Source organism: Sphingomonas bacterium (assembly GCF_903642285.1).
Lineage (GTDB): Bacteria > Pseudomonadota > Alphaproteobacteria > Sphingomonadales > Sphingomonadaceae > Sphingomonas.
The window spans coordinates 28,409-51,193 of record NZ_CAHJWJ010000011.1; the positions used below are offsets into that span (position 1 = coordinate 28,409).

23 protein-coding genes are annotated in these 22,785 nt (G+C 66.6%); 6 read left to right on the forward strand and 17 right to left on the reverse strand.

Annotation, left to right across the window (positions count from 1 at the left end):
* The first annotated feature begins 21 nt into the window (after window positions 1–21).
* Together HUU99_RS07425 and HUU99_RS07430 are read left to right on the forward strand one after the other, a co-directional pair.
* Window positions 22–378, forward strand: a complete 357-nt coding sequence (locus HUU99_RS07425) for a hypothetical protein (RefSeq protein ID WP_174285939.1) — start codon at window positions 22–24, stop codon at window positions 376–378.
* Between the two features lie 8 nt (window positions 379–386).
* Entirely contained in the window at window positions 387–809 is a 423-nt protein-coding gene (locus HUU99_RS07430; protein ID WP_217430802.1) for a hypothetical protein, read from the forward strand.
* Window positions 810–844: 35 nt separating this feature from the next.
* Here HUU99_RS07430 and HUU99_RS07435 read toward each other — a convergent pair whose 3' ends face one another.
* The 4 genes from HUU99_RS07435 to rsmI all read right to left on the reverse strand — a co-directional run bounded on the left by HUU99_RS07435 (window position 845) and on the right by rsmI (window position 4,733).
* Window positions 845–2,149, reverse strand: coding sequence for a homoserine dehydrogenase (locus HUU99_RS07435; protein WP_174285941.1), 1,305 nt, complete (start codon window positions 2,147–2,149; stop codon window positions 845–847).
* Between the two features lie 276 nt (window positions 2,150–2,425).
* Window positions 2,426–3,421 carry a glutathione synthase gene (gshB, locus tag HUU99_RS07440; RefSeq protein ID WP_174285942.1) on the reverse strand — a complete coding sequence of 332 codons (996 nt, stop codon included), beginning with the start codon at window positions 3,419–3,421 and terminating at the stop codon, window positions 2,426–2,428.
* A gap of 101 nt (window positions 3,422–3,522) precedes the next feature.
* The gene (locus HUU99_RS07445; protein ID WP_174285943.1) at window positions 3,523–3,891 is read right to left on the reverse strand and encodes a YraN family protein; all 369 of its coding nucleotides are present in this window, start codon (window positions 3,889–3,891) and stop codon (window positions 3,523–3,525) included.
* Window positions 3,888–4,733: a 16S rRNA (cytidine(1402)-2'-O)-methyltransferase gene (rsmI, locus tag HUU99_RS07450; RefSeq protein ID WP_174285944.1), complete on the reverse strand. Its 846-nt coding sequence runs from the start codon at window positions 4,731–4,733 to the stop codon at window positions 3,888–3,890. The genes HUU99_RS07445 and rsmI overlap by 4 nt, the downstream gene beginning before the upstream one ends.
* A 10-nt stretch (window positions 4,734–4,743) precedes the next feature.
* Between rsmI and HUU99_RS07455 the strand changes: the two genes are divergently transcribed.
* Window positions 4,744–5,982 (forward strand): penicillin-binding protein activator, encoded by a 1,239-nt coding sequence (locus tag HUU99_RS07455; RefSeq protein ID WP_174285945.1) that lies wholly within the window; start codon window positions 4,744–4,746, stop codon window positions 5,980–5,982.
* Between the two features lie 12 nt (window positions 5,983–5,994).
* Here HUU99_RS07455 and hemW read toward each other — a convergent pair whose 3' ends face one another.
* Window positions 5,995–7,170, reverse strand: a complete 1,176-nt coding sequence (hemW, locus tag HUU99_RS07460; protein WP_174285946.1) for a radical SAM family heme chaperone HemW — start codon at window positions 7,168–7,170, stop codon at window positions 5,995–5,997.
* 42 nt (window positions 7,171–7,212) lie between these two features.
* On the opposite strand from hemW, the gene HUU99_RS07465 reads away from it, so the two are divergent.
* Complete coding sequence (locus HUU99_RS07465) at window positions 7,213–7,797, forward strand: CAP domain-containing protein (RefSeq protein ID WP_174285947.1); 585 nt, start codon at window positions 7,213–7,215, stop codon at window positions 7,795–7,797.
* A 132-nt stretch (window positions 7,798–7,929) separates the two neighbouring features.
* On the opposite strand, the gene HUU99_RS07470 is transcribed toward HUU99_RS07465, so the two are convergent.
* From HUU99_RS07470 to HUU99_RS07500, 7 genes are all read right to left on the reverse strand, one after another.
* The gene (locus tag HUU99_RS07470) at window positions 7,930–8,634 is read right to left on the reverse strand and encodes a lipid-binding SYLF domain-containing protein (RefSeq protein ID WP_174285948.1); all 705 of its coding nucleotides are present in this window, start codon (window positions 8,632–8,634) and stop codon (window positions 7,930–7,932) included.
* A gap of 181 nt (window positions 8,635–8,815) precedes the next feature.
* The gene (gene mmsB / locus HUU99_RS07475; RefSeq protein ID WP_368039938.1) at window positions 8,816–9,745 is read right to left on the reverse strand and encodes a 3-hydroxyisobutyrate dehydrogenase; all 930 of its coding nucleotides are present in this window, start codon (window positions 9,743–9,745) and stop codon (window positions 8,816–8,818) included.
* 3 nt (window positions 9,746–9,748) lie between these two features.
* Window positions 9,749–10,525 (reverse strand): enoyl-CoA hydratase, encoded by a 777-nt coding sequence (locus HUU99_RS07480; protein ID WP_174285950.1) that lies wholly within the window; start codon window positions 10,523–10,525, stop codon window positions 9,749–9,751.
* A 99-nt stretch (window positions 10,526–10,624) separates the two neighbouring features.
* Entirely contained in the window at window positions 10,625–11,665 is a 1,041-nt protein-coding gene (locus tag HUU99_RS07485; RefSeq protein ID WP_174285951.1) for an enoyl-CoA hydratase/isomerase family protein, read from the reverse strand.
* Between the two features lie 133 nt (window positions 11,666–11,798).
* On the reverse strand, window positions 11,799–12,944 hold the full coding sequence (locus tag HUU99_RS07490; protein ID WP_174286002.1) for an acyl-CoA dehydrogenase family protein: 1,146 nt from the start codon (window positions 12,942–12,944) through the stop codon (window positions 11,799–11,801).
* 14 nt (window positions 12,945–12,958) lie between these two features.
* Entirely contained in the window at window positions 12,959–13,174 is a 216-nt protein-coding gene (locus HUU99_RS07495) for a hypothetical protein (RefSeq protein ID WP_174285952.1), read from the reverse strand.
* 2 nt (window positions 13,175–13,176) lie between these two features.
* Window positions 13,177–14,709, reverse strand: a complete 1,533-nt coding sequence (locus tag HUU99_RS07500; RefSeq protein ID WP_174285953.1) for a CoA-acylating methylmalonate-semialdehyde dehydrogenase — start codon at window positions 14,707–14,709, stop codon at window positions 13,177–13,179.
* A gap of 128 nt (window positions 14,710–14,837) precedes the next feature.
* Between HUU99_RS07500 and HUU99_RS07505 the strand changes: the two genes are divergently transcribed.
* Window positions 14,838–15,359, forward strand: a complete 522-nt coding sequence (locus tag HUU99_RS07505) for a hemerythrin domain-containing protein (protein ID WP_174285954.1) — start codon at window positions 14,838–14,840, stop codon at window positions 15,357–15,359.
* Between the two features lie 12 nt (window positions 15,360–15,371).
* Here the strand turns inward: HUU99_RS07505 and HUU99_RS07510 are convergent, their stop codons facing one another.
* Both HUU99_RS07510 and HUU99_RS07515 read right to left on the reverse strand, forming a co-directional pair.
* Complete coding sequence (locus HUU99_RS07510; RefSeq protein ID WP_174285955.1) at window positions 15,372–16,490, reverse strand: aspartyl/asparaginyl beta-hydroxylase domain-containing protein; 1,119 nt, start codon at window positions 16,488–16,490, stop codon at window positions 15,372–15,374.
* Between the two features lie 48 nt (window positions 16,491–16,538).
* Window positions 16,539–19,622 (reverse strand): TonB-dependent receptor domain-containing protein, encoded by a 3,084-nt coding sequence (locus HUU99_RS07515; RefSeq protein ID WP_174285956.1) that lies wholly within the window; start codon window positions 19,620–19,622, stop codon window positions 16,539–16,541.
* Window positions 19,623–19,814: 192 nt separating this feature from the next.
* Here HUU99_RS07515 and HUU99_RS07520 point away from each other — a divergent pair, with 192 nt between their 5' ends.
* Complete coding sequence (locus HUU99_RS07520) at window positions 19,815–20,351, forward strand: hypothetical protein (protein WP_174285957.1); 537 nt, start codon at window positions 19,815–19,817, stop codon at window positions 20,349–20,351.
* Between the two features lie 22 nt (window positions 20,352–20,373).
* On the opposite strand, the gene HUU99_RS07525 is transcribed toward HUU99_RS07520, so the two are convergent.
* The 3 genes from HUU99_RS07525 to HUU99_RS07535 all read right to left on the reverse strand — a co-directional run bounded on the left by HUU99_RS07525 (window position 20,374) and on the right by HUU99_RS07535 (window position 22,744).
* Window positions 20,374–20,676, reverse strand: coding sequence for a hypothetical protein (locus HUU99_RS07525; protein ID WP_174285958.1), 303 nt, complete (start codon window positions 20,674–20,676; stop codon window positions 20,374–20,376).
* Complete coding sequence (locus HUU99_RS07530) at window positions 20,676–22,370, reverse strand: putative 2OG-Fe(II) oxygenase (protein ID WP_174285959.1); 1,695 nt, start codon at window positions 22,368–22,370, stop codon at window positions 20,676–20,678. The genes HUU99_RS07525 and HUU99_RS07530 overlap by 1 nt, the downstream gene beginning before the upstream one ends.
* Window positions 22,371–22,438: 68 nt before the next feature.
* Window positions 22,439–22,744 (reverse strand): hypothetical protein, encoded by a 306-nt coding sequence (locus HUU99_RS07535; protein WP_174285960.1) that lies wholly within the window; start codon window positions 22,742–22,744, stop codon window positions 22,439–22,441.
* Window positions 22,745–22,785: the final 41 nt, after the last annotated feature.

Genomic DNA, 22,785 nt, shown 5'->3' on the forward strand with positions numbered 1-22,785 from the left:
GCCGCAGCGCCGGAGGCCGTCATGCTCCTTGCCCTGCTGATCCAGACGGCGGACCCGGCGGCATTGATCGCCGGGGAAAAGCTGCGCACCACCGCGGAAACGCGGTGCATCGCCAATCCGGACACGACCGACATCACCGTGTGCGGGCGTCGCCATGCCGACCGGTTCCGCGTGCCCTTCGCGACGCCGACGGTGGCGCGTCGCGACGATGTCGTGGCCGAGCGCGGCGAACTGCTCCACCGCAACACGCCGATCCAAGATATGGGCCCATTTCTCGTCGGTGGCGGCGAGATGGGTGTGAAAGTGGGCGTGGGGATGGGCATCGACGTCGGAGCGGGCAAGACCACGGTAGGCGGGTTGCGCCAACTCGCGCCGTGATCGGCGTGTTGTACCTCCTGCTTCAGACCACCACCCCGACCCCGGCGACGAAGCAATGGTCGATCCTGCACGACCCTTGCGCCGCGGCGAGCGACGAGCAGGGCAAGGACATCGTCGTCTGCGGTCATCCCGATGCGATCACGCCGCGTCTGCCGCTGCCGCAATATCGCGGGGCCCCCGATCATCCGGTGCCGTCCAATCCCGATCTGTCCGCGGCCGTCGCGCTGAACGGACCATCGGGCCGCGGCGAATGCGGTGCGTATGGCGAAGGCTGCCCGGTCGCGGGGGGCGGGTATGTCGCCCCGAAACTGGTCGAGGGTGCGCTGGATTTGGCGCATGGCCTCAAGAAGCGGCACTACAAGGGCAAGGGGGTATCGATCCCGCTCGACGAGCCGGCGGTTGGGGATATGAAGGGCAGGCTGCTGCCATAGTCTTGCCCGTTCGTTTCGAACGGATGAGACACCCCTCACCCCAAGATATGCATCCACAACGGCTGTCCCACGACGCTCGGCGAGCCGCGCAGTTTCTCCAGCGCCTGCGCAACGCAGCGTTCGGGCCCTTCGTGCGTCACGATGGCGATCAGCACCTGGCCGTCGGTCATGACCCCGCGCTGGATCAGGCTTTCGATCGACACGCCCGCATCGCGCATCGCCGCGGCGATTTCCGCCAGCACGCCGACCCGGTCCGCCACGGTGAAGCGAAGATAGGCGCGCCCGCGCCGGTCGCCGGTGTCGGCGCGCGGCATCGCAGTCAGCGCGGCGACCGGCATCGCGAAGGCGGGGCCATATTCACCGCGCGCGATGTCGATCAGGTCCGCGACGACCGCCGATGCGGTCGGCCCGTCGCCGGCACCCGCACCCTGGAACAACAGGCGACCGACGAAATTGCCCTCCGCCACCACCGCGTTCAACGATCCGGTGACATGCGCCAGCGGATGGTCGATCGGCACGAGATGCGGATGGACTCGCTGGAACAGTCCGTACGGCCCCGCCTCCGCGATCCCAAGCAGGCGGATCCGGTACCCGAGCGCCGCCGCCTCCGCGACATCGGCGGCCATGATATGACGGATACCGCTCGACACGACGTCCGCGAAGGCGGGCATAGTGCCGAACGCGACCGAGGCCAGGATCGCCAGCTTGTGCGCCGCATCGACGCCGTCGATGTCGAAGCTGGGGTCGGCCTCGGCATAGCCCAGCGCCTGCGCCTCGCTCAGCACCTCGGCGAAATCGTGGCCGCCGCCCTTGTCGGCGGGCGCTTCCATCTTCGACAGGATGAAATTGCAGGTACCGTTCAGGACACCGTAGACACGCGCGATCTCGTTCGCCGCGGCACCGTCGCGCAGCCCCTTGATGACCGGTATGCCGCCTGCGACCGCCGCCTCGAACGCCAGCGGCGCCCGCCCCGTCTCGGCGGCCGTCGCCAGTTCGAGACCGTGATGCGCGATCATCGCCTTGTTGGCGGTGACGAAACCCTTCCCCGCCAACAGCGTCCGCCGCGCCAGCGTCAGCGCGGGGCCGTCCGATCCGCCGATCAGTTCCACCACCACGTCGACATCGGCGCGGTCCGGCATCGCGGTCGTGTCGTCGACCCAGTCGAAGCGCGACAGATCGACCCCGCGATCCTTCGTCCGGTCCCGCGCCGACACCGCGACGATCTCGATCGACCGCCCCGCCCGCCGGGCAATGAGATCGCGATTGGCGTCCAGCAACCGCACGACACCGCCGCCGACCGTCCCAAGCCCCGCCAATCCGATCCGCAATGCCTCGGTCATGTCTGTCCCCTATCCGTCCTGCCAGCGCCTAGCGGACCAGGCGCCGCGCTGTCGACCGGGTAGCGATGGTGCCGATCCCGGCCCGCGGAAGTGGAGGAAGTGGAGGCATGCCATTGCGCGTTCCACATCGTTCGAAAACAATGGGTTGGGGTGGGTGTGATTGCCCTTTCGCGACGCGACGAATGGATTCTGCAAATACATGCAGGCGGCATCGCACGGACCTGGGATTGTAGGACAGTGGGTTCATCGCCTTGCCGATCGGGACGGCATAAGGCCTTAGTCAATCCCTCCCTCAGGGGAAGGATAAAGAATGGCGTCGCCGTTACCCGCCGCCTTCGCCTCGATCGCATCCCAGATCATCCCCGCGACATCCGTCCCGTCGAAGCGTTCGATCGCGACGATGCCGGTCGGTGAGGTCACGTTGATCTCGGTCAGCCATTCGCCGCCGATCACGTCGATGCCGACGAACAACAGCCCGCGGGCGGCGAGTTCGGGCCCGAGCAGCGCGCAGATCTGTTCTTCCTTCGCGGTTAGCGCGGATTTTTCCGCCGACCCGCCGACCGCCAGATTTGAGCGGATTTCGCCTGCCCCCGGCAGCCGGTTGATCGCGCCCGCGACCTTGCCGTCGACCAGCACGATCCGCTTGTCGCCCTTCGCCACGTCGGGCAGGAACGCCTGCACCATATGCGGTTCGCGCCACGTCTGGTTGAAGACTTCCATCAGTGCGGACAGGTTCTCGCCCTCGGGCCCGACCTTGAAGATCGCCTTGCCGCCGTTGCCGTGCAGCGGCTTGATGACGATCGCGCCGTGCTCCTTCAGGAACGCCCGCGTCTCGTCCAGGCTTCGGGTGACCAGCGTCGGCGGCATGAACTGCGGATAGTCGAGGACGAAGACCTTCTCCGGCGCGTTACGGACGCTGGCGGGGTCGTTGACCACCAATGTCCGGTGCGCGATCCGCTCCAGCAGGTGCGTCGCGGTGATGTAGCCCAGGTCGAACGGCGGGTCCTGCCGCATCAGCACCACATCCGCGTCGTCGCCGAGGTCGAGGCTGACCGGGTCGCCGAACGTGAAGTGATCGCCCTCGACCCGCTGCACCGTCACCGGATGCGCGCGCGTCCACACCCGGCCGTCGCTATAGTTCAGGTCCTCCGCGCCGTAATGGAACAGCCGGTGGCCGCGCGCCTGCGCGGACAGCATCAGCGCGAAGGTGGAGTCGCCCGCGATGTTGAGGCCTTCGAGCGGGTCCATCTGGACGGCGACGGTTAACGGCATTGCGAAGACCTTCCGTTCGCCCTGAGCTTCTCGAAGGGCGGTTGTCGTGTCCAATCAGAAGAAAGGTGCTTCGACAAGCTCAGCACGAACGGAAAAGGGGGTCACGGCATCCACGCATTCTCGATATGCCGCGGCCGGGTGCCGGGTGCGAGCAGGATCACGTCGACGCGGATGTCCTCCCCCGCCCCGGCATAGCGCGGCATCAGATATTCCGCCGCCGCGGCCACTCGCGCGAGCCGGCGCTCGTCGATCGCGAAATCCAGTTCGGCGGCGGTCGCGCGCGCCTTCACCTCGACGAACGCGACCAGGCCGCCGCGCTTGGCGACGATATCGACCTCCCCGGCGGGCGTCCGGACGCGGCGATCGAGGATCTGCCAGCCCTTGAGCCGTAACCACCACCCCGCCATCCGCTCGCCGCGCCGGCCTGCGGCTTCGGCGACGCGGCGCTCGCCTGTCCCGCGCGCCCTCATCCCTTCATCGCCAGCGCGCGGGCGTATAGCGTCTTGCGATCGAGCCCGAGCCGCTTGGCGACCTCGCCCGCCGCCCTGGCCGCGGGCAGCCGGGTCAGCGCTTCCGCGAGGGCCGCGTCGCCGTCTTCGGCGCTGGCGGCGGGTGCCTCGCCCGGCGGCGCGACGACGATCACGACCTCTCCGCGCGGCGGCGCATCGGCGTAGCGCGCGGCGAGCGTCGACAGCGTCCCGGTCACCGCCTCCTCGAACGTCTTGGTGATCTCGCGAGTCACCGCCGCCTCGCGGTCGCCCAGCCCCTCGGCCAGCGCGCACAGGCATGCGGCCGTCCGTCGGGCGGACTCGTACAGCACCAAAGTCGCGCGGATGCCCGCTACCTGCGCGACCGCGTCGGCGCGCGCCTTCGCCTTGCTCGGCAGGAACCCGACGAACAGGAAGCGATCGGTCGGCAATCCCGCCAGCGTCAGCGCGGCGACCGCGGCGCAGGGGCCCGGGATCGTCACCACCGCATGCCCCGCCGCGCGTGCGTCGCGCACCAGCTTGTAGCCGGGATCGGAGATCAGCGGCGTCCCGGCGTCCGACACCAGCGCGACCGCCTGTGTCGCCATGCGCGCGATCAGCCCGGGGCGCATTCCTTCCGCATTGTGATCGTGGTACGGCAGCATCGGCCGCTTGACGCCGATATGGCGGAGCAGCCCCGCGGTCACCCGGCTGTCCTCCACCGCGATGATATCCGCGTGCGACAATATGGCGGCGGCGCGCGGGCTCAGATCGCCAAGATTGCCGATCGGGGTCGCGACGATGTAGAGGCCTGGCCCAAGAGACTTGGAATCGAGCGGGTTCATAGGGGCGACCATGACAGAGCAGCGGACGATAGCACAGTCGCGATCGACGCGACCGACGGTACAGTGGCGTTCGAAACGACGGACGGGGCAATGGATCGCGCTGGCGGCGGCGTGCCTGCTCGGCGCGTGTCAGACGGTCGTCCCGCGCGGCGCGGTGGAGGCACCCGAGCGTCAGGCCCCGCGCCTACCGACCGCGCAGTCCGGCGAAGGCGTCGCGACCGGTATCCCGCAGGATACGCAGCGCAATCGGGTCGCGCTGCTGGTGCCGCTGTCGGGTGCGAATGCCGGTGTCGGCCAGTCGATCGCGAACGCGACGATGCTCGCGTTGCTCGACACGCAGAACGAGAAGGTCCGGATCACCAATTACGATACCGCGACGGGCGCGGCGGGTGCAGCGCAGCGCGCGATCGCGGACGGTGCGCAGCTGATCCTGGGGCCGTTGCTGGCCGAGGATGTCCGCGCGGTCGCACCGATCGCACATGCGGCGGGCGTACCGGTCATCAGCTTCTCCAACGACGGCGGTGTCGCGGGTAACGGCACCTATGTGATGGGATATGTGCCGTCGCAGTCGGTCGACCGGGTCGTCGGCTATGCACGCGGACGCGGCGTCGCCGCCTTCGCCGCCCTGGTCCCGAACGGACTTTACGGCCAGCGCGCATCGACCGCGTTCCTCCGCTCGGTCGAGGGCGCGGGCGGGCAGGTGGTGTCGCTGGAGACCTATGGCCGCGCGACCGGCGGGATCGCCGCGGCGGCAGGCAAGCTGGCGGCGAAGGCCCCCTATGGCGCGGTGCTCGTTGCGGATTCGGGTGCGACCGCCGCGCTCGCAGCGCCGATCCTTCGCAAGCAGAGCGGCCCGTCGATGCACGTGCTCGGTACCGAATTGTGGAACGCGGAAAACGGGATCGCCGCGAAGCCGGCGCTGACCGGCGCGTGGTTCGCCAGCGTCGCGGACACGCTGTACCGCCAATATGTCGCCAAATATCGGGTACGGTTCGGCACCTCGCCCTACCGCCTGTCGAGCCTTGGCTATGACGCGGTCCTGTTGACGGTCCGGATCGCGCGCGATTGGCGCGCGGGGTCGCCTTTTCCGGAGGGACGTCTGCGCGACCAGGGCGGGTTCGCCGGGCTGGACGGCGCATTCCGCTTCGGGCGCGACGACATCGCCGAACGCGCATTGGAAGTGCAGGAAATCCGCGCCGGCGGGCCGGTGGTGGTGTCGCCCGCACCGAGCGGGTTCGGGGGGCGATAGCAGGCGAGCGATCTAGACCAGCACCTCCGCGCTCATCACGATCTCTGGCAGGATCGCATCGAGCAACAGCGCCCCCGCCTCCGTCACGCGCAGCCAGTCCCCCTCGCGCACGATCAGCCCAAGCGTCGCGAGCCGCGCCACCGCGGCGGCGTCCACCGGCGCGGCACCGCCCGCCAGCCGCGCGATCCGCGTCAGATCGACGCCATCGCGCAGCCGCAACCCCATCAGCAGCGCCTCGGTCGCCCGGTCGTGCGGGGTCAGCGAGTCCTCCGTTGCCAGGCCGTGACCGTTGCGATCCACCGCGGCCAGCCAATTCTCCGGCTTCCTGTGCCGCACCGTCGCCATGCCCAGCCGCCGGCCATGCGCGCCCGGACCGACCCCGGCATAGTCGCCGTAGCGCCAATAGGTCAGGTTATGCCGGCTTTCGGCACCCGACCGCGCGTGGTTCGATGTCTCGTATGCGGGCAGCCCCGCCGCCGCGGTCGTCGCGCGCGTCGCCTCGAACAGATCGGCGGCCGCGTCGCCATCGGGAATGGTGATCCGCCCCGCCGCCGCCTCAGTCGCGAAACGGGTGCCGGGTTCGATCGTCAGCTGGTATAGCGATAGATGCTCGGTCCCGAACGATAGCGCACGCGCGAGTTCCGCCTCCCACGCCGCGAGCGTCTGCCCGGGCAGCGCATAGATCAGGTCGAAGCTCACGCGCGCGAACGCCGTCTGCGCGGTCGCGAGCGCGGCCAGCCCCTCCCCGACGCCGTGCGCACGCCCGAGAAAGCGAAGCGCGTCGTCGTCAAGCGACTGCAGCCCGAGCGACACCCGGTTGACCCCCGCACCCGCGAGATCGGCGAAGCGCGCCGCCTCGACCGAGGACGGGTTTGCCTCCAACGTGATCTCGACATCCCCCGCCATGCGCCAGTGCCCCGCCGCGGCGTCGATTATCGCTGCGACCGTCTCGGGCGGCATCAGCGATGGCGTGCCGCCGCCGAAGAAGATCGACCCGAGCGTTCGCCCCGGCAGCATCGCCGCCTCGTGGCGCAGGTCCGCCAGCAATGCCGCACGCCAAGCCGCCTGGTCCACCGCGGCGCGGACGTGACTGTTGAAATCGCAATAGGGGCATTTGGATACGCAGAACGGCCAGTGCACATAGAGCGCGAACGGTTCGTCCGGCGATCGTGTTTGGCTGCGGTTCATGCGCGGCCGCTATGCCTCTCCGCAGCAGTCGAAGGAAGAGTGATGGCAAGAAGCGACGCACGCGAACTCGGTTTGCTGATCGCCGCCGCCGTCGCGATCGCAGGCGGCGTGCTCGCCGGTTGCGCGGCCGAGCCGCCGCGCGTCGTCGAACGCCGGACGAACGATGCTCCGGCCGCGCGCGGCGCCGGGCTGCTCCGACAGGCGATGCTGAACGACCAGAACGCCGCGCGCGCCGCGGCCGGCGCTTCACCGCTCATATGGAACGACATGCTCGCCGTCGATGCGCTGTCCTATGCCCGCACGCTCGCGAGGACCGGTCGCTTCCAGCATGCCGAACAGCCGCAGGGGATAGGTCGCGAGGGCGAGAACCTCTGGACCGGCACGCGCGGGGCCTATGCCTATGACGAGATGGTCGGGCATTGGGTCGCCGAGAAGAAGGACGTGGTCGACCTGCCGGTACCCGCCTCCAGCCGCACCGGAAGGTTCGGCGATGTCGGGCATTATACGCAGATCGTATGGCGGGCGACGACCGAGGTCGGTTGCGCGATGGCGAGCAACGCCACCGACGATTATCTGGTGTGCCGGTACTCGCCGCCGGGGAATATCGCCGGGTTGCGGGATTTCTGAATCCCCTTCCGTCATCCCCGCGAAAGCGGGGACCCCGCTTCTTCCTTCTGCGTCAGTTCAAGAGAAAGCGGGCCCCCGCTTTCGCGAGGGTGACGAGGTGAGGCGGATGCGCGATGCCGATCGCCCCCAGCCCTATCGCGGCAAAACCCGCGTGAGGATCATCGACCCCGGCGTCGGCGCGACCCGGCCGTCTAACAGCGCGTTCTGGTTGACCGGGTGGCCGTAGAAATCGCGCATCCGCCCGCCGTCGACACCGACATTGCTCGCCTCGATCGTCGCGCCGGCATAGGCACCGCGCGTGTTCGTCAGCAGGATCACGTCGGCCTTGCCCAGATTCGCCTGACCGTCGGTCGAATAGGTCACCACCGACAGCCCGGCATTGGCGGTCAGCGCGAACTTGCTGCCACCGCGAAACGCATTCACCGCCTTCGCATTCATCAGCAGGAAGATGATCGACCCGCCCTGCGCGCCGATCTGCGCGCCGATGCTGAGCCCACCGAAATTGTAGAAGGCCGGCGGCGTCCACATGCCGCCATGACGGACGGTGACGACACCCGCGCCGCCCTTGCCGCCGATGATGAAGCCCGCCTTGCCATATTCGGGCACGATATACATGCCGCGCGCGCGGCTCATGATTCCCGCTTCGCCCCGATCCCGCTGGAACTCGACCGCGACCGATGCCGCCTTATCGACCAGCTTCTGCGGCCCATACGCGGCATCGCTGTCCGCGCTCGGGTGGCGTGTCTGATCGACTGCGAGGGCGGGGGTGCCTGCGAGCATGAGCGCGAGCGCCGTCGTGCCGAGGATGCCGAATGCGACCGATCGCTTGAATGTCATGGCGGGTTCCTTGTGTACGCACGGATCGGCCGATATCTGCCGGTCGAACAACAGAGGATACCGCGCGGGGTTCCCATGCTTCCGTCACGCCGGACGTGCTCCGGCATCCATCCATGCATACGCGAGCGATGATTTCGGGGCACGATAGACCCTGGCGCAAGGCCGGGGTGACGTCGGGGCGTCACGCCTCCAGCATCCGGATGATCCCCGAAAAATCGGTGGCGCCCTTCCCCGCCGCGGCGAACGCCTCGTACAATTCGGTCGCGCGCTCGCCCAGCGGCGCGGCGAAGCCGGCATCCGTCGCTGCCGCCATCGCGAGCCGCAGGTCCTTCAGCATCAGCGCCGCCGCGAAGCCGCCCTGATAATCGTGGTCCGCTGGCGTGTCCGGCCCGACACCGGGCAATGGCGCATAGGTGGTCATCGACCAACTCTGTCCGGACGAGACGCTGGCGATATCGTAGAATTTCTGCGGATCGAGCCCGAGTTTCTGCGCCAGCAGGAACGCCTCGCATGTCGCGACCATCGTCGCACCGAGCAGCATGTTGTTGCAGATCTTTGCCGCCTGCCCCGCGCCGCTGATGCCCGCGTGTATCACCGCCTTGCCCATGTCGGCGAGGTAGGGCTGGGCGCGGTCGAACCCGTCGTCGCCGCCGCCGACCATGAAGGTCAGCGTCCCCGCCGCCGCCGCCCCGATGCCGCCCGATACCGGCGCATCGACCGCGGTCAGCCCCTTGGCCCGCGCCGCTTCGGCGACGCGCTTTGCGGTGGCGACGTCGATCGTCGAACAGTCGATCAGGATCGCGGACGGCCGCGCGATGCCGAAGACGCTGTCGGTATAGACCTGTTCGACATGCGTGCCGGCGGGCAGCATCGTGACGACGGCCTCCGCCCCGTCCGCCGCCCCGGTGGCCCTGGCGACGGGCAGGCACCCCGCCGCCTTCGCCTTGTCGAGCGCCGCCGCGGACAGGTCGAAGGCGCGGACATCATGCCCCTTCTTCGCCAGGTTCGCGGCCATCCCGCCGCCCATATTGCCAAGACCGATGAAACCGACGCGTGCCATATCCTGCTCCTTTTCTTTCGTCTCCCCTCCCGCGAGCGGGAGGGGGAGCAAGTGTTATTTCCCCGTCCACACCCCCGGCCGCTTCTCGACGAATGCCGCCATGCCCTCGCTCTGGTCGGCACTCCCGAACAGCCCGTGGAACAGCCGCCGCTCGAACTGCACGCCCATCGCCAGCCCCGTCTCGAACGCGGCGGTCACCATTTCCTTGTTCGCCAGCACCGCGAGCGGGGCCATGCCGGCGATCGTGGCGGCGGTCTTCACCGCCTCGTCGACCAGATCGGCGGCGGGGACGATACGGCTGACGAGCCCGGCGCGTTCGGCCTCGGCGGCGTCCATCATACGGCCGGTCAGGCACATCTCCATCGCCTTCGCCTTGCCCACCGCGCGGGCCAGCCGCTGCGATCCGCCCATGCCGGGGGCGACCGCCAGCCTGATCTCGGGCTGCCCGAACTTCGCGGTATCCGCCGCCAGGATGAAGTCGCACATCATCGCCAGCTCGCACCCGCCGCCAAGCGCATAGCCCGCGACCGCGGCGATGACGGGCTTGCGCGTCTTCGCGAACCGGTCCCATCCGGCGAAGAAATCCGCGCCGTACATGTCGGCGAACCCCCGCGCCTGCATCTCCTTGATGTCCGCCCCCGCGGCGAACGCCTTTTCGCTGCCGGTCAGCACCGCGCAACCCTGGCCCGGATCGGCATCGAACGCGGCGAAGGCGGCGAGCAGGTCGGCCAGCACCTGCGAATTCAGCGCGTTGAGCGCCTGCGGGCGGTTGAGCGTGACGAGCATTACCCTGTCGCGGTGTTCGACGAGGATCGTTTCGTAGGTGGGCATAGTGTTCTCTCCTTCGTCACCCCGGGCTTGACCCGGGGTCCCGCTTCGTCGGCCGATCGAAGCGGGGCCCCGGCTCAAGGCCGGGGTGACGTATCATTATCAGGCAGGTGTCCACGCCTCCGCGTCCGCCAGCGGCGCGAAGATCTGGTCGATGACGTGATCGGTCACGCCTTCGGGCGTATCGGGGTGCCAGCGCGGCGCATTGTCCTTGTCGACGATGACCGCGCGGACGCCTTCCAGGAAGTCGTGGCGCTGCACGACTCGCGCACCGACCGCGTATTCCTGGCGCATCTCGTCCTCGAACGTCGCCATCGACCGGCCGTCGAGCAGCAGCTTCAGGCTGACCTTCATCGTCTGCGGCGACTTGGTCCTGAGCGTGGCGAGCGTCGTGGCGGCCCACTCGCCGGGATCGGCCGCGAGCGCGGCGTAGATGTCCTCCAGCCGATCGCTCGCGAACAGCCGGTCGATATCGGCACGGCGCGCCAGGATCGCGGCTGCGGGCGGCGCGATCGCCAGCGTATCCAAACTACCCGCAACCCTTTGTGGACCGGCACCGATCCGCGTCTTCGCTTCGACCAGCAAACCGGCGGGCAGGTAATGGGTAGCGAGCCCGAGCGCGATGCATTCCGCGCCGTCCAGCCGGTGCCCGGTCAGCGCGAGAAACTGCCCCATCCGCCCCGGCAACCGCGACAGATACCAGCCGCCGCCGACGTCGGGGAACAGCCCGATCCCGGTTTCGGGCATCGCGAACTTGGTATTCTCCGTCGCGACCCTGAAATCGCACGGCAGCGCCAGTCCGACGCCGCCGCCCATGGTGATCCCGTCCATGACCGCGACCGTCGGCTTGGCATAGGTGAACAGCGCGTGGTTCATCCGGTATTCGGCATGGAAGAACGCACGCGCGTCGACCCCGTCCTTCGCGCCGCTGTCCGCGAGCATGCGGATATCCCCGCCGGCGCAGAAGCCGCGGCCTTCGGCGTGGTCGATGAGGACGACCTCGACCGCGGGGTCGGTTCGCCATGCGTCGAGCGCGGCGAGGATGGCCTGGCACATCGGCAGGTTCAGCGCGTGGAGCGCCTTGGGCCGGTTCAGGCGGATGCGGCCGATCGGGCCGTCCACACGCGTTTCGACATCGCTCATGCGGCCCGCTCCGGACACGCAATTCTTTTCATGGCTTCGTGTCTTTGTGCGAGAAAAATCGGCTCGCACGAAGACACGAAGACGCGAAGAGAAGAACGTGTTGCCGCTTGCGCGGCGGGGGTCAGCCCCCCCCTCATTGCCGCGTCAACTCGCGGCCGACGATCATCCGCATCACCTGGTTGGTCCCCTCCAGGATCGAATGCACGCGCAGGTCGCGCCAGAAGCGTTCGATCGGGTAATCCATCAGATAGCCATAGCCGCCGAACAATTGCAGCGCGCGGTCGACCACCGACGATCCGGTATCCGTCGCCAGCCGCTTCGCCATCGCGGCGAACTTGGTCTTGTCGGGCGCATTCGCGGTGACCTTCGCCGCGGCGACGTAGAGCAGCGCGCGCGCCGCCTCCAGCTCGGTCGCCATGTCCGCCAGCATGAACTGCGTGTTCTGGAAATCCGCGATCGGCTTGCCGAACTGCTGCCGGTCGCGCGTATACGCGATCGCCTCGTCCAGGCAGCGCTGCGCCCCGCCGAGCGAGCAGGCACCGATGTTGAGCCGCCCGCCGTCCAGGCCCATCATCGCGATGCGGAACCCCTCGCCCTCGCCGCCGACCATGTTCGCGGCGGGCACACGGACACCATCGAAGATCACCTGCCGCGTCGGCTGCGAATGCCAGCCGAGCTTGCGCTCGTTCGCGCCGAACGACACGCCGGGCATATCGCGCTCGATCACCAGCGCGGAGATGCCCTTGGGGCCGTCCTCGCCGGTGCGGACCATCGTCACGTACACCTCGTTTTCGCCGGCACCGGAGATGAACTGCTTGGTGCCGCTGACGATCCAGTTGTCGCCGTCCTTGACCGCGCGCGTCTTCAGCGCGGACGCGTCGGACCCCGACCCCGGCTCGGTCAGGCAATAGCTCGCCATCCGGTCCATGCCGACCAGCGAGGGCAGGTATTTGTCCTTCACCCCCGGCGATCCGAACCGGTCGATCATCCACGCCGCCATGTTGTGGATCGAGATGAACGCGCTGGTCGAGGGACAGCCATAGGCCATCGCCTCCATGATCAGCGCCGCCTCCAGCCGACCGAGCGCGATGCCGCCCGATTCTTCGCTGACGTAGATCGAGGCGAAACCGAGTTCGGCCGCTGCCGTGATCGTCTCGCGCGGGAAGATGTGCTTCTCGTCCCATTCGCCCGCATTCGGCGTGATGCGATCCGCGGTGAAGCGGCGCGCGAGGTCCTGGATCTCGCGCTGGTCGTCGGTGAGATCGAACTGGTTGGCGATGGCGGATGGGTCGGTCACGATGTGCTTTCGTTGGCGGGGTCAGCGGCATTGCCGGTCGCGTCGGCGCGGTTGTCCACGGGTGGCAGGAAACGCCCCGCCTTTGCCCCGCGATCGTCGCTGAGGTTCCTGGCGTCCATGCCCGGGGCCTGCGCGCTCCGGCCGCACGCGGCGAGGCCGACGAGCGCGATCGGCGCGAGCATGTACAGCGTGGTTTTGATGACAAGCGGCATCGTCAGCCCATCGTCGGAATGACGAACGCGTCCTGGACCCGGCTCGGCCCGCCATCCTCGCTGCCGCGCGGCAACTCCGCGGTCCCATCGGGCCAGCGCTGGGTGACCGTCTTGACCCTGGTCCAGAACTTCACGCCCTCCATGCCGTGCTGGTTGGTGTCGCCGAACGCCGACCGCTTCCACCCGCCGAAGGTGTGGTAGGCGACCGGTACCGGGATCGGCACGTTGATCCCGACCATGCCGACATTCACGCGTGCCGCAAACTCGCGCGCGGCGTGGCCGTTGCGGGTAAAGATCGCAACGCCGTTGCCGTACTGGTGATCGCCCGGCAGCTTCAGCGCGGTCTCGAAATCGGGGGCGCGGACGATCTGCAGGACAGGGCCGAAGATCTCCTCCTTGTATGCGCTCATGTCCGGGGTGACGTGGTCGAACAGGCTGGGGCCGATGAAGAACCCCGCCTCATGCCCCTGCAGCGCGAACCCGCGGCCGTCGACCACCAGTTCGGCCCCCTCGTCCACGCCGGTCTGGATCCAGTCCTCGATCCGCTTCTTGTGCGCGGCGTTCACGACCGGGCCGTAATGCGCGTCGGTATCGGTGGAAACGCCGACGCGGAGTGCCGCGATCGCGGGGATCAGTTTCGCCCGCAGCGCCTCGGCGGTCTTGTCACCCACCGGCACCACGACGGGTAGCGCCATGCACCGCTCCCCCGCCGATCCGAACGCGGCCCCCGACAAGTCCGCGACGACCTGATCCAGGTCCGCATCGGGCATCACGATCCCGTGGTTCTTGGCGCCGCCCATCGCCTGCACGCGCTTGCCCGCCGCGACGCCGCGGCGGTAGACATAATGCGCGATGTCGGACGAGCCGACGAAGCTGACCACGCCGATCGCCGGATGATCGAGGATGGCGTCCACCATCTCCTTGTCGCCGTGGACGACTTGCAGGATGCCCTCGGGCAGCCCCGCTTCCAGGAACAATTCACCCAGCCGCACCGGCACCGACGGATCGCGCTCGCTCGGCTTCAGGATGAATGCGTTACCCGTCGCGATCGCGACGCCCGACATCCATAGCGGGATCATGCCGGGAAAGTTGAACGGGGTGATGCCTGCGCCGATGCCGAGCGGCTGGCGCATCGAATACACGTCGATCCCCGGCCCCGCCCCTTGCGTATACTCGCCCTTCAGGATGTGCGGAATGCCGCAGCAGAACTCGATGACTTCCAGCCCGCGCTGGATATCGCCCTTGCTGTCCGCGATCACCTTGCCATGTTCGGACGACAGCAGCTGCGCCAGCGCGTCCATATTGGCCTCGACCAGTTCCTTGAAGCGGAACATCACGCGTGCCCGGCGCTGCGGGTTCGTCGCGGCCCAGCCCGGCTGCGCCGCCTGCGCGGCTGCCACCGCACGGTCGAGATCGGCTGACGTGCCAAGCGTCACACGCGCCTGCACCCGGCCGGTGTTCGGGTCGAACACCTCGCCCATACGCCCGCCGCCACCGCCGCCGGGACCCGCGATCAGATGGTCGATGATACGCATGCCTTGCTCCCGAATATATTTTGGGCGCGCCATCGCACGGATGAACGCCTTTGTCAGTCCCGACACCAGGGGAACCGATCGGCGACCGACCGGTTGCGTGATGACGTCAACAAACCTGGGAAAAGCGAATGGATATCTGTCAGTTGATCCTCGACGACCATGCCGAGCAACGTAAGCTGTTCGGCATCATCGAGGAAATCGACCGGACGGATATCGCCTCGCTCGACGCGGTATGGGGTCGCCTGCGCAAGCTGCTCGACACCCATGCCGAAGCGGAGGAGCGCTTCTTCTACCCCATCGTCGTCCGCCGCGGCGAGGGCGCGGGCGATGCCGACGGGATGAAGGACGAGGTCGAGGACGCGATCGACGACCATAACGAGATCCGCGACGCCGCAGCCGCGGTCGGCAAGGAGCAGGCCGGGACGGATGCCTGGTTCAAGGCCGTCGAGAAGGCGAACGAAGCCAACAGCAAGCATATGGCGGAGGAAGAACGCCAGGGCATGACGGACTATCGCCGCCACACGAGCGCCGACGAACGCCACCGGGCGGGCATCAAGTTCGCGGCATTCGATGCGCGGTACGTCGACGGGGTGGAGGCGGTGGACAAGGACCCGGGCGACTATATCGCGGCGCAGGCGAAGGCGGGGTGAACCCGCCGACTTTCACGCCATCAGAGCATGGAGCACGGTCCGCTCCCTCGCGCTGAGGTCGGGGTGCCACAGGTCGCCGATCAGCACCACGCGCGTGTCGTCGCTGTCGTTGACCGCTTCATGCTCGATCGTGTCGTCAAACACGATCGCTTCGCCCAGCATCCACCCGCGACGTTCGCCGCCCACGGTCAGCGAACAGTCTTCGGGAATGATCAACGGAATATGTACGACGAGCCTGACGTTCGTCACGCCGACATGGGGCGGGATGTGGGTGTGCGGTGCCAGGATGGAGAACATCAGATTGGGCGATCGGCCGCCGATTACCGGCGTCGGCAAGGCTGCAAAGGCTTCGACCGTCGCCGGACAGCGATCGGCGTTGCCGCGGACGATGCCGCCCCCGCGCCACAGATGCGCGGCGCTCCATTGTCGCGAGCGGTTGAGATCTACCCATTGATCGAGCGGAACGTCGGTCGGGTGGTCGACATAGGGCACAGCCGCCATCGCGTCGTCGGCCAATAGCCGTAGATACTCCACGGTAAGGGCGGCATGCCCGCGCGCCACCGCGACCAATCCGGCGAAGGTCGCGGAGTCGTGATAGGCGTGCCGCGACAGCATCGGAAGCACCGGCGACACCGCGTCCGCAATCCCCAGTACGAACGCGTCGATCCGCGCGCATTCCTCGCGCGTACAGCCGAGCCGGTCGATTTCCGAAGCCGCGATCCCGGACAATCGCACGGTCCGCGAACGATGCGCCGTGTCGCAGTAGCGGCGCGCATGCTCCAGCCGGGCACGAAGCGCGGGCGGTGCGGCATCGGGTTCGTCGATCAGGGACAAGGCGGCGCGATACGGCTCTTCGGCATCATCGCCCTTCGCCTCGATCAAGCCGGCCTTCAGCAGCAGCGATAGGGGATCGCGCGGTTCGATCGCCAGCGCATGGCCGATCGCGATCATCGCGTCTTCGGAGCGGCCCAGCGCACGGTGGATCGCCGCCAGCTTCTTCCAGGTTACGGCGTCGCCAGGGTCGTATGCCGCCAGTTCCGCCAGCATCGCCGCAGCGGCCGGCAAGTCGCGCCGCGCTGCAGCCGCATCGGCCTGCCCGGACAGGGTCTGGATATCGGCGTTGGACAGCATTCGGGGACTCCGCCGGCGGGTTCGATGTTGCCGGCGGAGCCTATCCCGTTAGAAGTCGACCGTCACGCCGGCGAAGATGTAGCGACCCAGCGAGTCCCACACCTGCGGGTAGGTGTTGCCGTTGCCAATTGTCCCCGACAAATTGTTCGATCCGACGAGCGGCGGATCCTTGTCGGTGATGTTGTTCGCACCGACGTGCAGCGAGAACTTGTCGGCGATGCGGACGCTGGTCGACAGATCGAAGTAGTTATACGCAGGCAGGCGGCTATCCGATGCGAACACGAGACTAGGACGGCTCAGGAAGCTGTTTGGGCTCGAAGCATCGACATTGACGCCGGAAAGATGTCGCCAATTAAGCGAGATCTGGAAGTTGCTTGGGGCATTGTACGTTACGCGCAGCTTCGAACGGTACTTCGGTGCCGGCGCGAAACCATTGGTTCCGTTAGCTGCACTGCAGACCACCCCATAATAGCCGGCGCAATCGAACGTCGTCGTTCCGTCGGCGAGCGTCGTGCCGGGCGAATCCTTCAAGTTGATCAAGAAGGTTCCCGTATAGTCCAGACCCAGCGACCCGATGTTATGAAGACCGGCGCGTTCGAAATCGAAGCGATAGCTGCCGGCAACGTCTACACCGCGGGTCTGCAACTGGCCAACGTTGATCGTGGTGTTAACCACCTGACCTACCGTGCCAAGGAACAGCGAACCGTTCGTCGGATCACGCTGAACCAGCGAACAGAAGCTGGAGCTTCCAGTTGCAAGACACTGGTTCAGAATGATCTGCGCGCCCACCGTGCTGATGGCACCCTTGACCTTGATGTTGAAGTAGTCGGCCGAGATCACGAGCCCGCGAAGGACCCCTTCGCGCGGTGCGATAACCGCGCCCGCACTGTACGTATCAGATACTTCCGGCTTCAGGTTGACGTTACCGCCGCTGAACTGAGTGTACTGATTAGCGCTATTGGCAACGATATTGCCGAATTCCGCTCCAGTGACGCCGGTGCGGGCGCATGCGGCGGCCGAGTTACCGTTGACGGTGCCGTTGATGGCGGTGCCCGCGCAGGGATCCGTACCCGTGAACAGGCTTTGCCCGGCAGGTGCGAACAGTTCCTGGATATTCGGTGCTCGGACCGCTCGGTTATAGCTCGCACGCAGGAGAAGTGGGCTCACCGGCTTCCATTCAACGCCACCCTTGTAGGTGTCGGTGTTGCCGGCGAGGTTGTAATGCGAACGACGATAGCCTGCAGTGGCGACCAAAGATTGGAACAACGTCTTATTTTCGATTAGCGGTACGCGCGCTTCGCCGAAGAACTCATAGACGTTGAACGAACCCGCGACGCCGATGGTCGGACCACCCTGACCGGCGAGATCGCCACTTGTGAACTCCGAATCGGTCAGCAGCTGAAGCTGCTCCTTGCGATATTCGGTACCGACGTTGATGCCGATGCCGTTGTCAGCAAAAGGCGACTTGATGCCGTATTTGCCCAGATCGCCGGTAATCGAGAAATCGGCAACATATTCATCGACGGTCCCTTGCTGGAAACCGGGGGTCTGCAGATAGTTCAGTGCGCCCTGCGTAACGCCGCCAACCGCAAAGAGGTTGTAGGGGACGCAACCTTGTGCCCGCGCATTCACATCGGCGCAGACGATCTGGCCGTTGACCGTGATGTCGTTCAGCGCATTGCGGGTCCGATTGACCGAGAAATCGTTCTGGTAGTTCTCGGCATAGACCACGCGGCCGAACTGCAGATAGCCGTCATAGCTGAAGGCCGGATCGATCTGCCCCTTCATACCGACGACGTAGCGATAGTCGGTATGACGAAGGTCGTTGATACGACCGCCGCCCTCAACGTTGCGCTTGCCGATCGATACGGCACCCGTAGCGGTCGTCGAACCGGCATTCGCGCCGCAGATCGCGGTCGCTTCCGATGCCGACAGCAGCGGATTGTTGCAGTTGATATTGATGACCTGGCCGAAGATGCCCGACGGCGCGATCTGCGCGGTCGACCGATCGTCCATGAACATGAACTCGATATAGGGATCGAACGCCGGCGTGATCTCGTAATCGGCAAACACGCCCGCGGTGTAGCGCTTGTCGGGGCGCTGATAATAATTGTACGGTGCGAAGTTGAACGCGTCACGCGATCCGACATACGGGCGGAACGTGTTGCCGGTCGCCGGGTTGAGCGTCACCTGTGCACCCGCACCACCGTTCAGAATGAAACGCGCCGGGCTGGTCGTGCCCGAACCCGAGCAATTAAATCCGAGCGACGTCGTGACTTCGGCAAGCGAGCAGGCCGAGTAATCGTAACTGTCCTGCGTCACCGCCTGAATCTGACGATAGCCGGCATAAGCGACCACATGACTGCGGCCGTCCGCGCCACCAGTACCGATGACGGCGGTGATGTTCTGCGTTGCACCCACGTCCGTGTGACCCTGCGGAAAGGCGAACCCGCGGCCGCCGGTCGGATCACGGAAAACGTTATCGGCGGTCGCGTTGTTGTTGTCATGATCGAACAGGCTGTACTGCGCGTCGAGGCGAACGCCCTCGAACCGCGTGTTCATGACGAAGTTGACGACGCCGGAGATCGCGTCCGAGCCGTAGGTCGACGATGCGCCGCCGGTCAGCAGGTCAACCCGATCGATCAGCGCCGCGGGTACGAAGTTAAGATCGGCCGCCGACGATACGGGATCACCCGGCATCAGGCGACGACCGTTAACGAGCACCAGCGTGCGCTGCGATCCCAAACCGCGAAGATCGACCGTTGCCGTACCGTTGGACCCGTTCGAAAGGTTACCGCCCTGACCGGAAAAGACCGACGGGAGGTTATTCAGGAGATCCTCGGTACGTGTCACGCCTTCGAGTCTGATTTCCTGCGCGCTGACCGTGGTCAACGGACTAGGCGATACTGCACCGGCATTGGCGATGCGCGAACCGGTGACGACGATGTCCTGACCGCTTTCGGATGCGGGCTGCGCCGGGTCGGTCGGGAGAGCCGAAGCCGAACTGCCACCGATGACGGGTGCGGTCGGAACCGTCGGTGCCGGGTTGGACTGCGCGAAGGCTGGCATCGCGGCGAACGCGCCGGCGATGACGGTCGTCGCGAGCAGCAACGGCTTAACCTGCTTCATCATGGAAATTGCCCCTTTGAAAAACGCTCAGACCGCTGACGGGTCTTCTGGGACGCTCCTCTATGTCTCGCCGGGTCCGATCAAGTCATAAAATCGTAATGACCGACACTTTTACAACGTGTCGTTGCGCCGAAGACACAGCTTGTACGATGCACTTTACGCAGTCAGTCAGTGTCGGTCGATAGAGGAGAAAATATGCCGGCCCGCCCCCTGCTGCACCTCGTGTCAGCACTCGCATTGCTCGCGCCCCTGCCGGCGCTGGCCGCAGACAAGCGAGACGCTACAGATCAGTCGCAAGCGATCGCTACGCTGCTGGCGTGTCGCAAGATCGCGACATCTGCCGATCGGCTCGCATGCGTCGACCGCGAACTCGACCGGTTGAGCGCACGGATCGATGCCGGATCGATCGCCGTCGTCGACAAGGCCCAGGTCGAGCGGCAACGCCGCGAACAATTCGGACTTGCCCCCAAAGGGAGCGCGATCTTTGCGAACGAAGCGAACGGTGGAACCGTCAAGGAAGTCCGGGGGGCAATCGCAAGCGCCTCTACCGATGCATCGGGCAAATGGGTGTTCGCCCTGCAGGACGGCAGCCGCTGGCATCAGATCGACGATTACACGATTGGTAGTACCCCGCGCGCGGGAACGACAGTGCTCATCACCCGTGCGGCGCTGAATTCATTCAAGATGAGCGTCGGCGGACAACCCGCAATTAGGGTCCGCCGCACCGGCTGATCGCAAATGTTCACCACATGCATCAATGGTAATTGGTAACTTGCGCCCGTTCGGTATCCGACCGCACATTCTGGCGATCCTGGTCCCATTCGGCTTTGGTCCTGCAAATCCGGTGGCCACCTAGCCGGGTGCCCAGTTGTTGTGCCTCGACACAAACCAACTTGTCGGGTTGCGGCTTGCGTCCGACGGGCGTCGTCGGCGTCTGGGCCGTACCTGCGGCAACCTGCGCCACCATCAACAATCCGATCAACACGGTCATTCCCCATCCCCCGGCAAAAACGCTGCGGATCAACATATCGCGCTGCGCGGCGGCGTCAAATCGCATCAGGTCAGCGGCTGCACGTCGAACGCCACGGTCAGCCGTTCGCCCGCCGGGGCGGGGCGTGTGCCGTGCCACATCGTGGACGGAAACAACGTGACCTGCCCCACGGCCGGTTGCACTGTCCGTACCGGTGACAGGTCTAGCCCGAGATCGACCGGCGGCTGCCCCAATGTCAGCCATCCCGCCTCGTCATCCGCTCCGCCGTCCGTCATCGCGTCGGGCAACGCGATGTAGCATGCGGAGCTGAGCCATCCTTCGCTGTGGACATGGTTGACGTGATGTCCGCCGTCCGACAGCCGGACCGACCACGACCCGGCGAAACGGATGCCGTTACGCGGGACGGATAACGTGGGGTGAGCGAGATCCACTGCAGGCAACTGGTCGATATGCGCTCGTACCGCGCGCTCGATCGCGGCGCGAAGGCTTCGAATAGCGGGCGATTGGCGGGATAGGAGAACGCCGTCCGTCTGCGTGCCGCCGCGCATGGACTGTTCAAACGGCGCGTGGCGCGCGGTATGCAACGTGCGCAACTCGGCGGCGAGAACCGCGAGATCGGGTGCGTCGATCCCCAGATCATATGTGCCGACCAGCTGCGGATCGCCCTCCAGCCACGCATGGCGCGGGTCGCCGAGCATTCGCCACGCCGTACCTATATAGGGGATTGCGAACCGCGCCGCCGGGCCTGCCGTCATAGGCTCCCCGATCGCAATCGCATCATCCGGCCAGCCGGCGCGCAACGAATGACGCAGGCGGGCGAGCAACACGACCGGGTCGTCGATCGCGGCCAGCCTTGTGAATGCCGCGTCCGCGCGTGCAATGTCCCCGGTCTCGCTTGCCGCCTGCGCTTCGATCAGCGCCAACGGCAGCGTATCACCCAACGCCCCCCTGATTGCATGCAGCATGCCGAGTACCGCGTCGTTTGCGCCGACCGCCGCAATACTCCGCAGCATGCTCGTCGCCACGTTCGCATCGCGAGGCGCGGCAGCCAATGCGACCTGGGCTGCCTTGATACTCGCCCCGTGTCCCTGCCACCGATAGACCAACGATACGAGCGCGGCCCACCCCTCCGCCCAATCGGGTGCGCGTGCCAAACCGGTTTGCAGCGTTGCCTCGGCAAGGTCGTACTGCCCAGCACCAGCCTGGGCCGCCGCAAGTCCGAGCCGCGCCGGCCCGCTGTCCGGCGCAGCGGCGAGCGCAGCAGTGAAATCGGCGGTGGCTGGCCGACCCAGTTCTTCCGACATCCGCGCCCGCGACAATAAGCCGAGAGAAACGCGCGGCGCGAGGGTCACGACGCGGTCGAACGCCGCCAGAGCATCCACCGCCCGGTCCGCGGCGTGCAAAGCCGCCCCAAGCGCCTGCCACGCCATCAACGATCGTGGCTCATCGCGCGTCAAACCGCCAAGCAAGGCGATCGCGGCGAGAACCTTTCCGGCATCCATCGTAGCGAGCGCATGTCGCAACCGGAGCGGCGGGGAGTCGCCTGGCGTCGCTGCGATCGCGCGTTCGTAAAGCGATGCTGCGAGCTCCGCTTGACCGATCGCCGAAGCGAAGGCCGCGTAATCGGTCAGAAAACGCGCGTCCGCCTGCCCATCGGCCAATGCGGAGGCGAACAGCGTCGCCGCAACCTGGGTCTGCTCGTCCTGAGCGGCACCGACTGCAGCCATATGAGCGGAATGAAGGGATGATGCGGCGGTCATGCGACCTGCCTATCGCGGCTACCGGCGCAGCGCGACCGGGATTTTCGCCGTGTGTGGGATCGCAATTGTCACTCGCGTAGATGGGGCGGTATTCCCGGCAACCCTGGTGCATCGCTCCGGGCGATCAGCGCAAGCACGTGATGATCTTGTGCATCATGGCGTTGACCGCATCGCCGTAGCCGGCGTCCGCCGCGACCATCGGGTCGAACCCGCCGCGGATCGCGGCCTCTCATCGGGATCGGCATGATCGGCATGATCGGCCGCGAACCGCGACGCATCGGTTCGATGCCGATCCGAAGTTCGTTGAAACGACACTGCAGGGGCAACGAGAATTTGCGGTCGAGCAGCCAGCCGAGCACGTCGGGGTCGAACAAATCCAGTTCGCCTCGCCGATTTCCCCCGAGGCGACGAGCCG